14 protein-coding genes are annotated in these 15,080 nt (G+C 71.1%); 7 read left to right on the top strand and 7 right to left on the bottom strand.

Features of this window, described 5'->3' with window-relative positions; translation table 11 throughout:
• Positions 1-20 precede the first annotated feature (20 nt).
• Positions 21-1,412 (top strand): alpha,alpha-trehalose-phosphate synthase (UDP-forming), encoded by a 1,392-nt coding sequence (locus R2B67_RS15705; protein ID WP_317818784.1) that lies wholly within the window; start codon positions 21-23, stop codon positions 1,410-1,412.
• Between the two features lie 7 nt (positions 1,413-1,419).
• Here R2B67_RS15705 and otsB read toward each other — a convergent pair whose 3' ends face one another.
• The 3 genes from otsB to R2B67_RS15720 form a co-directional block, all read right to left on the bottom strand.
• Positions 1,420-2,277 carry a trehalose-phosphatase gene (gene otsB / locus R2B67_RS15710; protein WP_317818785.1) on the bottom strand — a complete coding sequence of 286 codons (858 nt, stop codon included), beginning with the start codon at positions 2,275-2,277 and terminating at the stop codon, positions 1,420-1,422.
• Between the two features lie 188 nt (positions 2,278-2,465).
• Positions 2,466-2,726 (bottom strand): DUF3263 domain-containing protein, encoded by a 261-nt coding sequence (locus tag R2B67_RS15715; RefSeq protein ID WP_237327159.1) that lies wholly within the window; start codon positions 2,724-2,726, stop codon positions 2,466-2,468.
• A gap of 41 nt (positions 2,727-2,767) precedes the next feature.
• Complete coding sequence (locus R2B67_RS15720) at positions 2,768-4,045, bottom strand: ABC transporter substrate-binding protein (RefSeq protein ID WP_109978869.1); 1,278 nt, start codon at positions 4,043-4,045, stop codon at positions 2,768-2,770.
• A gap of 435 nt (positions 4,046-4,480) precedes the next feature.
• Between R2B67_RS15720 and R2B67_RS15725 the strand changes: the two genes are divergently transcribed.
• From R2B67_RS15725 to R2B67_RS15735, 3 genes are all read left to right on the top strand, one after another.
• Complete coding sequence (locus R2B67_RS15725) at positions 4,481-5,374, top strand: ROK family protein (protein WP_381073539.1); 894 nt, start codon at positions 4,481-4,483, stop codon at positions 5,372-5,374.
• Positions 5,374-6,531 (top strand): N-acetylglucosamine-6-phosphate deacetylase, encoded by a 1,158-nt coding sequence (nagA, locus tag R2B67_RS15730; RefSeq protein WP_018511026.1) that lies wholly within the window; start codon positions 5,374-5,376, stop codon positions 6,529-6,531. Before R2B67_RS15725 ends, nagA begins: the two co-directional genes overlap by 1 nt.
• A gap of 157 nt (positions 6,532-6,688) precedes the next feature.
• Positions 6,689-7,615, top strand: coding sequence for a 1-phosphofructokinase family hexose kinase (locus tag R2B67_RS15735; protein WP_317824873.1), 927 nt, complete (start codon positions 6,689-6,691; stop codon positions 7,613-7,615).
• A gap of 74 nt (positions 7,616-7,689) precedes the next feature.
• Here the strand turns inward: R2B67_RS15735 and R2B67_RS15740 are convergent, their stop codons facing one another.
• The 3 genes from R2B67_RS15740 to cdgB form a co-directional block, all read right to left on the bottom strand.
• Positions 7,690-8,037: a peptidase inhibitor family I36 protein gene (locus R2B67_RS15740; RefSeq protein WP_317818788.1), complete on the bottom strand. Its 348-nt coding sequence runs from the start codon at positions 8,035-8,037 to the stop codon at positions 7,690-7,692.
• Positions 8,038-8,198: 161 nt separating this feature from the next.
• The gene (locus R2B67_RS15745; protein WP_317818789.1) at positions 8,199-9,200 is read right to left on the bottom strand and encodes a CBM35 domain-containing protein; all 1,002 of its coding nucleotides are present in this window, start codon (positions 9,198-9,200) and stop codon (positions 8,199-8,201) included.
• A 143-nt stretch (positions 9,201-9,343) separates the two neighbouring features.
• On the bottom strand, positions 9,344-10,999 hold the full coding sequence (gene cdgB / locus R2B67_RS15750; RefSeq protein WP_237327157.1) for a diguanylate cyclase CdgB: 1,656 nt from the start codon (positions 10,997-10,999) through the stop codon (positions 9,344-9,346).
• Between the two features lie 420 nt (positions 11,000-11,419).
• On the opposite strand from cdgB, the gene R2B67_RS15755 reads away from it, so the two are divergent.
• A complete protein-coding gene (locus R2B67_RS15755) occupies positions 11,420-11,926 on the top strand; it encodes a flavin reductase family protein (RefSeq protein ID WP_161263700.1) in 507 nt (168 codons plus the stop codon).
• A 26-nt stretch (positions 11,927-11,952) separates the two neighbouring features.
• On the opposite strand, the gene arfB is transcribed toward R2B67_RS15755, so the two are convergent.
• Positions 11,953-12,378, bottom strand: a complete 426-nt coding sequence (arfB, locus tag R2B67_RS15760) for an alternative ribosome rescue aminoacyl-tRNA hydrolase ArfB (RefSeq protein ID WP_317818791.1) — start codon at positions 12,376-12,378, stop codon at positions 11,953-11,955.
• Between the two features lie 228 nt (positions 12,379-12,606).
• Here arfB and R2B67_RS15765 point away from each other — a divergent pair, with 228 nt between their 5' ends.
• Both R2B67_RS15765 and R2B67_RS15770 read left to right on the top strand, forming a co-directional pair.
• Positions 12,607-13,182, top strand: a complete 576-nt coding sequence (locus R2B67_RS15765) for a TerD family protein (RefSeq protein ID WP_018511031.1) — start codon at positions 12,607-12,609, stop codon at positions 13,180-13,182.
• 286 nt (positions 13,183-13,468) lie between these two features.
• The gene (locus tag R2B67_RS15770; RefSeq protein ID WP_317818794.1) at positions 13,469-15,079 is read left to right on the top strand and encodes a M4 family metallopeptidase; all 1,611 of its coding nucleotides are present in this window, start codon (positions 13,469-13,471) and stop codon (positions 15,077-15,079) included.
• The last annotated feature ends 1 nt before the right edge of the window (position 15,080 follow it).

Below are 15,080 nucleotides of genomic sequence, written 5' to 3' on the forward strand. Positions count from 1 at the left end.
TACGGGCTAGGTTCCGCTACATGGTCACCGAGCACGCACCTTCCTCCACTGCCCAGGTCCTCGTCGCGTCCAACCGCGGCCCGATCACGTACACGCTCGGCGAGGACGGGACGCTCGACGCCAAGCGCGGCGGAGGCGGGCTCGTCTCCGGGCTGAGCGCCGTCGACGACAAGCTCTGGGTCTGCGCGGCCCTCGGCGACGGCGACCGGGAGGCGGTGCGGCGCGGGGTCGGTGAGCCGGGCGTACGGATGCTGGACATCGACGCCGAGGTCCACGCCGACGCGTACAACGGCATCGCGAACTCGGTGCTGTGGTTCGTCCACCACCTGCTCTACCAGACGCCCGTGGAGCCGGTCTTCGACGCGGAGTTCCGGCGGCAGTGGGCGTCGTACGAGGCGTACAACCGGGCCTTCGCCCAGGCGCTCGCGGAGGAGGCGGGGGAAGGGGCGGCGGTCCTGGTCCAGGACTACCACCTGGCCCTGGTCCCCGGCATGCTCCGCGAGCGGCGCCCGGACCTGCGGATCGGCCACTTCTCGCACACCCCGTGGGCGCCGGTGGACTACTTCCGGCTGCTGCCCGACGACATCGGTGAGCAGCTGCTCCGCGGCATCCTGGGCGCGGACCGGGCCGCGTTCCTGACCCGGCGGTGGGCGGACGCGTTCATCGGCTGCTGTACGGAGATCCTCGGCGGGACGGGCCGGACCAGGATCGGGGTGCACGGGCTCGGGGCGGACGCGGACTTCCTGCGGCGGCGGTCGCAGGAGGCGGACGTCGACGAGCGCATGGAGGCGCTGCGGGAGCAGGTGGGCGAGGGCCGGAAGACGATCGTGCGGGTGGACCGCACCGAGCTGTCCAAGAACATCGTGCGCGGCCTGCACGCGTACCGGGCCCTGCTGGAGGCCCACCCGGAGTGGCGCGAGCGCGTGGTCCACGTCGCCTTCGCCTACCCCTCGCGCCAGGACCTCGCGGTCTACCGGGACTACACGGCGGCGGTGCAGACCCTCGCCACCGAGATCAACGGGGCGTACGGCACGGAGAGTTGGACGCCGGTCATCCTCCACGTGAACGACGACTTCGCCCGCTCGCTCGCCGCGTACCGGCTGGCGGACGTCGCGCTGGTCAACCCGATCCGCGACGGCATGAACCTGGTCGCCAAGGAGGTCCCCGTCGTCTCGGACCACGGCTGCGCGCTGGTGCTGTCGCGGGAGGCGGGGGCGTACGAGGAGCTGGGCGAGGACGCGATCGTGGTGAACCCGTACGACGTGGTGGGCACGGCCGAGGCGCTGCACGAGGCCCTGTCGATGGGCGGGGACGAGCGTTCCGGCCGTACGAAGCGGCTGGCGGAGGCGGCGACGGCGCTCCCGCCGCAGCAGTGGTTCCTGGACCAGTTGGAGGCGCTGCGGCAGGAGTGAGGGCGTCCTAGAGGCGGCCCGCCAGGGCCGCCAGGAAGTCCACGACGGCGGCCGGGCCCGGGACCAACAGGTCGGCACGCTCGGCCAGTTCGGGCACCTCGGCGCTGCCGCTGCACACCAGCAGCCCCGGGATGCCGTCCGGGCCGGCACCGCGCAGCTTCTCCACCGCGGCGAAGGCGGCGAGGTCCCCGAGGTCGTCGCCTGCGTACAGGACGGACTCCGCGTCGACCTCGGCGACGTACGTGGCGAGCGCGACGCCCTTGTCCATGCCCGGCGGACGCAACTCCAGGACCTGGCGGCCCGGTTCCAGGATCAGCCCGTGGCGGGCGGCCAGCTCGCCGAGGGGGCCGCGCAGGGTCTCGAAGGCCGCCTGCGGGTCGTCGGCGCGGCGGGTGTGGACGGCGACGGCCTGGCCCTTCTCCTCGGTCCAGGTGCCGTGCCAGGAGTCGAACTCGTGCAGTACGCCCGGGAGTTCGGCCCGCACGGCGGCGACTCCGGGGTGCGGGGCGGGGGCGTTCACCGTGCCGGTGGCGGCGTCCCAGCGCTCGGCGCCGTAGTGGCCGAGGACCACGAGGTGGTCGAGGCCGGGAACGCCCGCGAAGCCGCCGTAGCGCACGGCGACGCCTGCGGGGCGGCCGGTGATCACCGCGACGGAGGCCACTTTGGGCGCGAGTGCGGCGAGCGCCTCGACGGCGCCGGGGTGGGCGCGGGCGCGCTCGGGGTCCGGGACGATGTCGGCGAGCGTGCCGTCGAAGTCGAGGGCGATGACCGCGCGGTCGGGCCGAGCGAGGATGGCCTCCAGGCCCTCGCGGCCGGCCGGGGTGGTCGGGGTCGGGATCGGCGGCTGTACGGAGTGGCTGCCCATGGGGTGAGCCTAGCGGGGTACGGCCGAACACGGGGCCCGGGCCCACCCGGGGCTCCGCCCCGCACCCCGCTCCTCAATCGCCGGAGGGGCTCAAAAATGCTCCCCCCAGAGGACAGCCGGGGGCGGCCAAATCAAGCCCCTCCGGCGATTGAGGAGCGGGGGTTCGGGGGCAGCGCCGCCGGAAAGGCTCAGCGGCGCTCCCGCCGCGCCGCCTTCAGCCGGCGCAGCCGGTTCACCGTCACCGGATCCTCCCGCAGCGCCCGCTCATCCTCGATCAGCGCGTTGAGGAGCTGGAAGTAGCGGACCGGCGAGATGCCCAGCTCCTCCCGGATCGCCCGCTCCTTCGCCCCGGGCCCCGCCCAGGACCTCCGCTCCAGCGCGAGCAGCGCACGGTCACGGTCGGACAGCCCCGGGGCAGCAGGCTCGGGCTCGGCGTCAGGCGCGGTCATACAACCAACCTAACCGCGCCCACTCCCACTGCGCCCGCCGCCTACTCCGCGCTCTCCGCCTTCGCCGCCTCCGCCGCTATCGACCCGAGCACCCGCTCCGGGCTCCCGCCGGGAGCCACCGCCTCGCCGATGTTCGTCTTGATCGACTCGCTCACCGTCGCCCAGGACGTCTTGCCGAAGGGGGGCAGCTGGGAGTTGGGCAGCGCCGCCAGGAACTCGCGGAGCTTCGCGTGCTTGGAGTCGGTCTCCATCTCGGCGGACGCGCTGCCGGTCACCGGGAGCAGGTCGTACTCGTCGGCGAAGGCCAGCACGTTCTCGTCGGAGTAGGCGTAGTCGAAGAACTCGCCGATCGCCTTCCGGTTGCCGTTCTGCTTGAAGCCCATCATCCAGTCGGCGACGCCCATCGAGCCCTTGGTCGGCCCTTCGGCGCCGGGCAGCGGCACCATGCCGACCTTGACGCCCTTGGCCTCGGCCTCCTCCATCAGCGTGGGGTGGCCGTTGAGCATGCCGACCTCGCCCTTGGTGAACGCCTCGAAGGCCTTCGCCCGGTCCAGCTTGCCCGGCGCGACCGGGCCGGTGAGGCCCTTGCCGACGAGGTTGTCCCGCAGCCAGCTGAACGTGGCGATGTTCTGGGCCGAGTCGATGTCGTACAGGCCGACGTCGTCGACGTAACCGCCGCTGTTGCTGAGCAGCCACATCAGGGTCTCCGCCTGGGACTCCTCCTGGCCGAGCGGCAGGGCGAAGGGGTACTTGACGCCCTTCGCCTTGAGCGCGGTGGCGTCCTTCTGGATGTCGTCCCACGTCTCGGGGGCGTCCAGGCCCGCCTGGCCGAAGAGCTTCTCGTTGTAGAAGAGCAGCCGGGTGCTGGCGACGAACGGGAGCCCGTACAGCGTGCCGTCGACCTTGCCCGCGTCGGTGAGCGTGGGCAGGAAGTTCGCCTGGGTGCGGATGGAGAGCATCTGGTCGGCGCTGTAGAGCTTGCCGTCCTTGGCGTAGTCCGCGTAGGCGCCGATCTGGGCGATGTCGGGGGCCTTGCCCGCCTTCACCATCTCGGCGACCTTGCGGTCGACGTCCTTCCAGGAGTAGACGTTGACCTCGATCTTGATGCCGGGGTGCTTCTTCTCGAAGCCCGCCGCGACACCGCTCCAGTACTTCTCGGAGCTGTTGGCCGCACTGTTGCCGTAGTCGGCGGCGACCAGCGTGAGGGTGACGTCGCCCGTGCCGCTGTCACCCCCGCAGGCCGACAACGTTGCCGTCATACCCAGCGCGGCCACCACCGCGGTCAGAACCGTAAAGCGCCGCTGCACAGCCTCGCCCATCCTCGTTGATCCATCTGGTCACGGGCGGTGGCGCAACGTCACCGTACGGACCTCTGATCGGTCGGCCACGGCGCCGCCACCCGTCCTGCCACCGTCCGGATGAACTGCGATTTTCCCCCACGGCGGAGGGGAGGTCTACACCACCGGCGTATCGCTTCGGCAACGTATACGGGCCTCAGGGGCCACAACTGGCTTACGTGGTCTGGCAGTCGGAGCCCCGAACCCGTATCTTGGTCCAGACCATTGGCTCAGGCAGGCCTCTGTTGCTCATGCCCATTTCGTGGCATTCCAGCAGAAAGCGACCCCTCTTCACTCGTTCATCATTTTGTATGGGTGCGCAACAAACCGCGCTAGTGGACTAGACCTTTTAGGGGTCGGCGGGCGAAACTGTCTCTCGTGAGACATGTCATCGCCCTCGATGTGGGCGGCACCGGAATGAAGGCCGCGCTGGTCGGAACCGACGGCACGCTGCTCCACGAGGCGCGGCGGGCCACCGGCCGGAAGCGCGGGGCCGACGCGGTCGTCGAGACGATCCTCGCGTTCGCCGCGGATCTGCGCGCCCACGGCGAGGAGCACTTCGGCGAGAGCGCCGTCGCGGCGGGGGTCGCCGTGCCCGGCATCGTCGACGCCGAGAAGGGGATCGCGGTCTACGCCGCCAACCTGGGCTGGCGCGACGTACCGATGCGCGCCCTGCTCGGCCAGCGCCTCGGCGGGATCCCGGTCGCCCTCGGGCACGACGTCCGCACCGGAGGGCTCGCCGAGGGCCGCATCGGGGCGGGCCGGGGCGCGGACCGCTTCCTGTTCGTGCCGCTGGGCACCGGGATCGCCGGGGCCATCGGGATCGCGGGCCGGATCGAGGCGGGCGCCCACGGGTACGCGGGCGAGATCGGCCACATCGTGGTCCGCCCCGACGGGCCGGACTGCGGCTGCGGCCAGCGCGGCTGTCTGGAGACCCTGGCCTCCGCCTCCGCGGTGACCCGGGCCTGGGCCGCCGCCTCCGGCGACCCCGAGGCGGACGCCGCGGACTGCGCCAAGGCCGTCGAGTCGGGCGACCCGGCGGCGATCGCGGTCTGGCAGGACGCGGTCGACGCGCTCGCCGCCGGGCTCGTCACCGCGCTCACCCTGCTGGACCCCAGCACGCTCATCATCGGTGGCGGTCTCGCCGAGGCCGGGGAAACCTTGTTCACACCACTGCGTGCGGCCGTCGAGGAACGCGTCACGTTCCAGAAGCTGCCCCACATCGTCCCGGCGGCCCTCGGGGACACCGCCGGATGCCTGGGCGCGGGGCTGCTCGCCTGGGATCTACTCTCCACGGAGGTTTCCGCCTGATGGCCGGACGCGCAGCAGACAGCACGGTCCTCGCGGGCGCCCGGGTGGTCCTTCCCACCGGGACCGTGGAGGACGGCCGGGTGACCGTCGAGTCCACCCGGATCTCGGACTCCGCCCCCGAGGACGCCCGGGTCATCGACCTCACCGGCCACTGGGTGGTCCCCGGCTTCGTGGACATGCACAACCACGGCGGCGGCGGGGCCTCCTTCACCTCCGGCACCGTGGACGAGGTCCTCCACGGCATCCGTACGCACCGCGAGCACGGCACCACCACGCTGGTCGCCTCCACGGTCACCGGCGAGATGGACTTCCTGGCCCGGCGCGCCGGCATCCTCTCCGAGCTGGTGGAACAGGGCGACCTGGCCGGAATCCACTTCGAGGGCCCCTTCATCTCGCCCTGCCGCAAGGGCGCCCACAGCGAGCAGCTGCTGCGCTACCCGGACCCGGCCGAGGTCCGCAAGCTGGTCGACGCCGGGCGCGGTGCCGCCCGGATGGTGACCCTGGCCACCGAGCTGCCCGGCGGGCTCGACTCCGTACGGCTGCTCGCCGACCTCGGGGTGATCGCCGCGATCGGCCACACCGACGCCACGTACGCGCAGACCGTCGAGGCGATCGACGCGGGCGCCACCGTCGCGACGCACCTGTTCAACGCGATGCCGCCGATCGCCCACCGCGAGCCGGGCCCGATCACCGCGCTCCTGGAGGACGACCGGATCACCGTCGAGCTGATCAACGACGGTACGCATCTGCACCCGGCGGTCCTGGAGCTGGCCTACCGCCACAAGGGCGCCGGCCGGGTCGCGCTGATCACCGACGCGATGGACGCGGCCGGCTTCGGCGACGGGCTGTACGACCTGGGCCCGCTCGCCGTCGAGGTCCGCGACGGCGTGGCCCGGCTGGTGGAGGGCGGCTCCATCGCGGGCTCCACCCTCACCCTGGACACCGCGTTCCGCCGGGCGGTCACCATCGACCGGATTCCGGTGGAGGACGTCGTACGGTCCATCTCCGCCAACCCCGCCCGCCTGCTCGGCGTGGACGACCGGGTCGGCTCGCTGGAGCCGGGCAAGGACGCGGACCTGGTGGTGCTCGACGAGGAGTTCGTCCTGGCGGGCGTCATGCGCAAGGGCGAGTGGATCATCGAGCCCAAGACGGCCTGAGGCCCTCACCCGGTGAGCGCGGGGTGAGCACGTAACGAAGAGATGGCGGTCGGGCCCCGGGACTGGGCCCGGCCGCCCTCCTTTTGACATGATCACCAGGCCCGCAAGCACCAGCACGGGCGGACGGACCGACGGATCGAGGGAGGTGCCGGACCAGGTGATCCTGACCGTCACTCTGAACACCGCGCTCGACGTGACGTACGCCGTCGACGCGCTCGTCCCGCACACCAGCCACCGCGTCTGCGATGTCACCGAACGCCCCGGCGGCAAGGGGCTGAACGTCGCCCGGGTGCTGGGCGCGCTGGGCCACGACACCGTGGTCACCGGCTTCGTCGGCGGCGCGACCGGAGACGTCCTGCGCGGCCTGCTCGCCCCGCTCCCGCCCCGCGACGCCCTGGTCCCCGTCGCCGGGAACACCCGCCGCACCCTCGCGATCACCGACCGCTCCACCGGCGACACCACCCAGCTCAACGAGCCGGGACCGCAGGTGAGCGCCGTCGAATGGGCCGCCTTCCTGCGGACGTACGAGGAGCTCATCGGCGCCGCCGACGCGGTCGCGCTCTGCGGCTCGCTGCCGCCGGGCGTCCACGTCGGCGCCTACGCGGAGCTGGTCCGGATCGCCCGCGCCGCCTCCGTACCCGTGCTCCTGGACACCAGCGGCGAACCCCTGCGCCGGGGCATCGCCGCCCGCCCCGACCTGGTCAAGCCGAACGCGGACGAGCTGGCCCAGCTCACCGGCTTCCGCGAACCGCTCCGCGCCGCCCGCGATGCCCGCCGCCGCGGCGCCCACGCGGTGATCGCCTCCCTGGGCCCCGAGGGCATCCTCGCCGACACCCCGGAGGGCACCTGGCGCGCCGCCCCGCCCGCCCCCGTCCGCGGCAACCCGACCGGAGCGGGCGACTCCGCGGTGGCCGGCCTGCTCTCCGCCCTGGCCGAGGGCCTCGACTGGCCCGCTCGGCTGGCCCGGGCGGTGGCCCTGTCGACGGCGACGGTCCTGGCCCCGGCGGCGGGCGAGTTCGACGCGGCGGCCTACGCGGAGCTGCTGCCGCGGGTGGGCGTGGAGCGCGTGGGCGCGACCGCCTGACCGGAATCCGGGACAACGGGAACGGCCCGCCGAAGGATCCGGCGGGCCGTCATGAACTATCGGGGCGGAAGGCCTTACTTCTTGTAGATGGCAATCCCCGTGACAGTGCCGGGGTTGTCCGAGTAGGTGCCCGGCTGCAGAGTGACCAGCTTCTTGCCTTCACCGCAGCCGGTGGTGATGTTCCAGAACTCTATTTTGTAAGACGTCTGGTTGGAGACGGACTTGGCGGTCTTGAAAGGAAGGCAGCCAGGCGTCACGGACAGGACGGTCCTGGTTCCCGTCCTGTCCTTCCCCGACCATCCGCAGACCTTGCCCTTCGGACAGGTGTTGGGGTCAGCCGCCGCGGCCGGCGTGACAAAGGCGCTCCCCAGAAGGGCACTGGCCAAGGCCACCGTCGTCAGACTCTTCCTGAACATGCTCATACGAGGTTCCTCCACCATGATCAACTAAACACGGGGAGGCTAGTTCAGGGGGATGACCGGACTCAAATTCGACTCGGCGTCATCTACCTCAAAAGGGCAGGTCAGCCCTCATTCGACCGCACACGGTCCACTGCGAACGCGCGGCCGAATGAGGTGGGCGTTCAGCTCTGGGTGACTTCCAGCCAGTCGAGCAGCACGTCGCACTGGTTGCCGTCCTCGCACGAGATCTTGATCTCGTTCTCGCCCTTCTTGAGGTCGACCGGCGCCCAGGTGGTCTGCCAGTTCTTCTCCAGGGCCGTGTCGGAAGAGTTGATGAAGTTCTTCAGACCGATCGGCTGGGTGTTCTTCTTCCCGTTGACCGTCAGCGTGGCGTTGGCGTCCTTGGCCGGGACCGCGTAGCGCACGGAGAGGCGGTACGAACCCTCGCTCTTCATGTCCGCCCGCCAGGTCACGGAGGAGCCGACCTGGTTGAAGCCGGTCACGTACGTGCCGTTGACCCCCTGGGCCCCTTCGACCGAGCTGTCCACCGTGGCGGGTCCGCCCAGCGTCAGCGTCGCCGCGTCCTGCTTCGGGAGCTCGACCGGCTTCGGGGTGTCCTCGGGCTTCTTCTCCGGCTTGCCGGACTCCTCCACCTTGTCGGCGGGGCCCTCCGAGGACACGGCCTCGTTCTTCTTGTCCTTGTCGCCGTCGCTGCCCGAGAGCAGCGCGGCGCCGATGCCGATGAGGACCACCGCGACCACGGCGACCGCCGCGATCAGCAGCGCCTTGGTGTTCGGGCCGCCCCGGCCGCCGGAACCGCCGCCAGGACCGCCGCCGGGCACCGAGCCGTGCTGCGCGGTGGTCGCGCCGCCCGGGTAGGTCTCGGGGGCCGCGTACTGCGGGTTCGGCGCGTTGTACTGCTGCGCGGGCTGGCCGTAGGCCTGCTGGGGCGGGTAGCCGTACCCCTGCTGCGGCGGCACCTGGTGCTGCCCGTACTGGCGCTCACCGACCGTCCGCACCTGGTTGTACGACGTCCTGGGCACGCCCGGCTGCGCGGCCGGACCCGGGTAGCCGTAGCCGCCCTGACCGGGCGGCTGGGCGCCTGCGGCTTGTCCGTCCGCGTACAGGTAGCCGAACGGATCGTCGTCCTCGGGCTTGCTCGCGCCGTTGTTTCCGGCCGTCATCCCTGGGTCACTCCTCACCATCTCGCCAGCCGTCGCCGACCGGCCGAGCCTACCTCGAACGGAGCACAGCCCGAATTGCGATCATCCGGCGGGCGGGCTCGCGGGAACGGGTACGGGGTAGGGGGGACACGCGCCCGTGAACGTCAGCCGGCCCGGCGGTGAACCTTCGACCGCGACCGCTTCTCCACGTACATCCGCTGGTCGGCGGAGCGCAGGACCTCTTCCACGCTCATCCCGCACTCGGCCCAGCCGATGCCGAAGCTCGCCCCGACCCGGACGGCGCGCCCGTCGACCCTTATGGGCGGAATGATGGCATTTCTCAGACGTACGGCCAGGTCAGCGGCGTCCGCCGCCCCGAGGCCGTCCGCGAGAACGACGAATTCGTCACCTCCGAGCCGTGCGACCGTGTCGCCGTCCCGGACGCAGGTCGACAGCCGCCGCGCGACCTCTATGAGCACCGCGTCACCTGTGTGGTGGCCGAAGCGGTCGTTGATGGACTTGAAGCCGTCGAGGTCGCAGAAGAGGACCGCGAGCCCCTTCGTGCCGTCGTCGTGCTCCGCGTCGGGGGCGAGCGTGTGCACATGGTGGTCCCAGGGCCCGCCGCCGGGCACGGCCTCCCCCTCGTACCCGTCGGCCTGATAGCCGTGGGTGAGGGACGACTCGACGTCCCCGTACGCCGCGTCCAGCGCCTCGATCGCCGTCGCGGCCGGGGAGTTCGGCCGCTCGCAGATCCGGGCGCTGAGGCGGGACTTCAGCTCGGCGCTGTTGGGCAGTCCGGTCAGGGCGTCGTGCGAGGCGCGGTGGGCGAGGTTCAGCTCGTGGCGCTTGCGTTCCTCTATGTCCTCGACGTGGGTGAGGAGGAAGCGCGGCCCGTCGGCGGTGTCGGCGACCACCGAGTTGCGCAGGGAGACCCAGAGGTACGTCCCGTCCCGCCGCGCGAGCCGCAGCTCGGCCCGGCCGCCCTCGGCCGAGGTCCGCAGCAGGGTGCCGATGTCCTCGGGGTGGACCAGGTCGGCGAAGGAGTACCGGCGCAGGACGGAGGCGGGGCGGCCGAGCAGCCGGCACAGGGCGTCGTTGGTGCGGAGCAGCCGGCCGTGCTGGTCGCCGCCCATCTCGGCGATGGCCATCCCGCTGGGCGCGTACTCGAAGGCCTGGCGGAAGGACTCCTCACTGGCCCGCAGCGCCTGCTGTTCCCGCTCCAGCCGGACCAGCGCGCGCTGCATGTTGGCCCGCAGGCGGGCGTTGCTGATCGCGATGGCGGCCTGGGAGGCGTACATCTGGAGCGCCTCACGCCCCCACGCGCCGGGGCGGCGCCCGTTGCGCGGCCGGTCGACGGATATGACCCCGAGGAGGTCCCGCCCGCCCCCGGAGGCGTACATCGGGGCGTAGAGCCGGTCCAGCGGGTGCCACTCGTCCTCGAACCGCGGCTCGGGGCCCTCGGTGTGCCACTGCGGTACGTCGTCGTCGAGCAGGACCCAGCCCTCGGTGTGCGGGATGAACCGCAGCTGGTCCCAGGCCTCGCCCATGGTCAGCCGGCGGTCCCAGGAGGCGCGGGAGCCGACGCGGCCGGTGATCAGGGCCTCGGCGGCGGCGTTGCCCGCGAAGGCGGCGATGACGAGGTCACCGTCGGGCCGCACCAGATTGACGCAGCCCAGCTCGTATCCGAGACCGGTGACGATGCCGTCCGCCACGGTCTGCAGCGTGTCCGCCAGACTCCGCGCCGTGTTGAGATCAGCGACGGCCTGGTGCAGCTGCCGCATGGTCGCAAGGCGGACGTAGGGTTCCGACTCGGCCTCCATCGCTCGCACTCCCCGAGACCTCGACAGCAACTCCAGGTTTCATATCGACGTACTTGTTGCAGTGTCACGGCCACTGAATCACAGTGAGCTGTGCACCCGGTACACAGGGTCAGCAGAAAATGGACTCTGTGACTCAAGTCACAACAGATGGTGCCGTGGTTGAGGGTGACTCTTCGGGCGTTCCGTCGTTTTCCTGGCGCACATTCGGCCGTGAGCCACCATGGGTATTCGGCCAGGCTTCGGTGTCCGGACACCTCCTGCCCCCTGCGCCTCCTCCGGGAGCACCATCGGGCCCAAGTCCTAGGACCCGGCTGGTCCCCTGGCCCGATGCCGCGGCCCGTCGCGCGCGGTTAGCGTTCCCGTGTGCTGCAGACGACTCCCGCCACCCCGCGCCCCGAGCCCATCCCCCATGCTGAGGGGGTGAGCAACGACGAGTTCCGCGCAGCACTCGCGCGGCTGGCCGCCGGAGTGGTGCTGGTCACCGCCCAGGAGCCGCCGCTCGACGAGGAGGGCCGCGGCGAGGACGTCGGGATGACGGCCACCGCCTTCATGTCCGTCTCCCTGGACCCGCCCCTGGTGATGGTGAGCCTGCGCAACGGCTCACGGATGGACGACCTGCTCGACGAGCAGCCCCTGTGGGCCGTCTCCGTCCTGGCGGCGGGCCAGCGGCAGATCGCGGGGCGGTTCGCCATGAAGGGGCGGATCAGCGACCGGCTGCTCTTCCAGGACCTGCCGTACGTACGGGGTGAGGTGACGCACGCGCCGCTGATCGGCGGGGCGCTGGCGACGCTGGAGTGCCGTACGGAACAGCGCGTGGTGGCCGGTGACCACACCCTGGTGATCGGGCGCGTGCTGACGGCGGAACTGCCGAGCCCGGACGGGGACCCGCTGACGTACTTCAAGGGGCGCTACCGGCAGCTGGGGTGACGGGGTGCGGGGCGTGAGCCCTGGGATCACCAGTCCCGGCCCGAGCGGCCGCGCTTGGTGTCGCCGCGCTGCTTCTTCTCGCGCAGCCTGCGCTCGTTGATCCCGCGCGGGATCTTCCGCTTGATCCGCGGCTTGGGCGGCGGCGCCGTGGCCTCGGCCAGGAGCGCGGCGAGCCGGACGGCGGCCGTCTCGCGGTTGCGCCACTGGGAGCGGTGCTCGGAGGCCCGTACGGAGATCACCCCGCCGACCAGCCTGCCCGCCAGCCGCTCCAGCGCCCGCGCCTTCCACACCTCGGGGAGCGCGCCGGTCGCCGCGAGGTCGAAGCGCAGCTCCACCTGGGAGTCGCTGGTGTTGACGTGCTGGCCGCCGGGCCCGGAGGAACGCGAGAAACGCCACATGAGCTCGGCCTCCGGGAGGGAGACCGAGCCGCGGATGACATAGGGCCCGGACATGACACCCATGTTCCCCGCCCCGCACCGGGTTCGTCACCTTCTTTTGCGCCGGGATCCGCGCTTGGGATCCGTGGGTGGGGATCCGCGCCCAGGACCTCTTCAGGAGGAAGTTCGGCAAAGAAAGTAAAGAGAACAGGAACCTCGTGGTCTGCTGACTGCGTTAGGACGGGTGACGGTAGCTTTCGTGATGGCATGAAGGCCCGCACACGACGAGGAAAGGGACTTCCCATGGCTGTAAGCCTGTCCAAGGGCGGCAACGTCTCGCTCACCAAGGAGGCCCCGGGCCTGACCGCCGTCACGGTCGGCCTCGGCTGGGACGTCCGCACCACCACCGGCACCGACTTCGACCTCGACGCCTCGGCGATCGCGGTCAACGCGGCCGGCAAGGTCGTCTCCGACGGCCACTTCGTCTTCTTCAACAACAAGTCGACGCCGGACCAGACCATCGTGCACACCGGTGACAACGTCACGGGTGAGGGCGAGGGCGACGACGAGCAGATCAACGTCAACCTGGCAGGCCTCCCGGCCGACGTGGACAAGATCGTCTTCCCGGTCTCCATCTACGACGCCGAGACCCGCAGCCAGAACTTCGGCCAGGTCCGCAACGCGTTCATCCGCATCCTCAACCAGGCGGGCGGCGCCGAGATCGCCCGCTACGACCTGAGCGAGGACGCCGCCACCGAGACCGCCATGGTCTTCGGCGAGCTCTACCGCAACGGTGCCGAGTGGAAGTTCCGCGCGGTCGGCCAGGGTTACGCCTCCGGCCTCAGCGGCATCGCCCGCGACTTCGGCGTCAACCTCTGACCCGAACGCACAGCACCGCACCTCCACGGGAGCCCCCGGCCGCCACGCGCGGCCGGGGGCTCCCGTGCGCGTCCGCCCGACGTGTCGTCAATTCACCTGTACCGCACCGTGTAGGGCACAGCGAAATCACATCACTCCACCGAATACCGGACACCCGTGGACCCCAGTCGGACAAGGACTGGTCAAAAACTTGTGAGGCAATTGTCGGCGCACCGTCAATTTCGCTCATTCGGTGGCACGCTCTCCGCTCGTAGTCCCCCCACAGGACGACCGACGGAGAACACACATGAACCTCCACACCACCCCCCACAACTCCCGCACCACCCACACCACCCGGCGTCTCGCAGCACTCGCGGCCGTCGCCGCGATGGTGGTCGCCGGAGTCCAGACCGGATCGGCGATCGCCACCCCCGGGGAGAGCGACACGCCCTCCGCAGCGCCCTCCACGGCCGCCGCACTCGGCGTGAACCCCTCCGCCCAGCGCGCCACGGCCATCAAGTCGGCTCAGGCCGAGACCGCTTCGGCGGCGAAGGCCCTCAAGCTCGGCTCCAGCGAGAAGCTGATCGTCCGCGACGTCATCACCGACGCCCACGGCACCGTCCACACCCGCTACGAGCGCACCTACGACGGCCTGCCCGTCCTCGGAGGCGACCTCGTCACCCACACCGCCGCCAGCGGCACGCTCAAGGGCGTCGACAAGGCGACGGACGCGAAGATAGCCGTCGCGTCGACCACGCCGAAGCTGAAGGCCGCCGCGAGCGCCCGCAAGGTGATCTACGCGGGCCACGGCGGCACACCCGTCCTCGCCTGGGAGACCGTCAAGAAGGGCGTCCAGAAGGACGGCACGCCGAGCCGCGTCCACACCATCACCGACGCCACCACCGGCAAGAAGCTGCACAGCTACGAGGCGATCGAGACCGGCACCGGCCACAGCCAGTACAGCGGCGACGTCGAGATCACCACCACCAAGACCGACGCCGGCTTCGAGCTCACGGACGGCGACCGCGGCGGCCACAAGACGTACGACCTGAACCAGGGCTCCTCCGGCACCGGCACCCTCGTCACGGACGACGACGACACCTGGGGCGACGGCACGGGCGACGACCGGCAGACCGCCGCCGTCGACGCCCATTACGGCGCCGCGAAGACCTGGGACTTCTACAAGAGCGCGCTCGGCCGGGACGGCATCGCGGGCGACGGCAAGGCCGCGTACTCCCGCGTCCACTACGGCAACGCGTACGTCAACGCCTTCTGGGACGACAGCTGCTTCTGCATGACGTACGGCGACGGCGAGGGCAACACGAACGCGCTCACCGCCATCGACGTCGCGGGCCACGAGATGACCCACGGCCTCACCTCCGCCACCGCGAACCTGGACTACGCGGGCGAGTCCGGCGGCCTCAACGAGGCGACCAGCGACATCCTCGGCACCTCGGTGGAGTTCTTCGCCGACAACGCCTCGGACGCCGGGGACTACCTCATCGGCGAGAAGATCGACATCAACGGCGACGGCACCCCGCTGCGCTACATGGACAAGCCGTCCAAGGACGGCAGCTCGGCCGACTTCTGGGACGAGAACCTCGGCAACCTGGACGTCCACCACTCCTCCGGCGTCGCCAACCACTTCTTCTACCTGCTGGCCGAGGGCAGCGGGAAGAAGACGGTCAACGGCGTCGAGTACGACTCCCCCACCTCCGACGGCTCCACGCTGACGGGCATCGGCCGGGAGAAGGCGTACCAGATCTGGTACAAGGCGCTCTCCGTCTACATGACCTCCACCACCGACTACGCGGGCGCGCGCGTCGCGACCGAGAAGGCGGCGACCGACCTGTTCGGCGCGGACAGCGAGGAGCTGAAGGCGGTCTCGGCGACCTGGACCGGGGTCAACGTCAAGTAAC

Source organism: Streptomyces cyaneofuscatus (genome assembly GCF_033109485.1).
Classification (GTDB): Bacteria; Actinomycetota; Actinomycetes; order Streptomycetales; family Streptomycetaceae; genus Streptomyces; species Streptomyces cyaneofuscatus.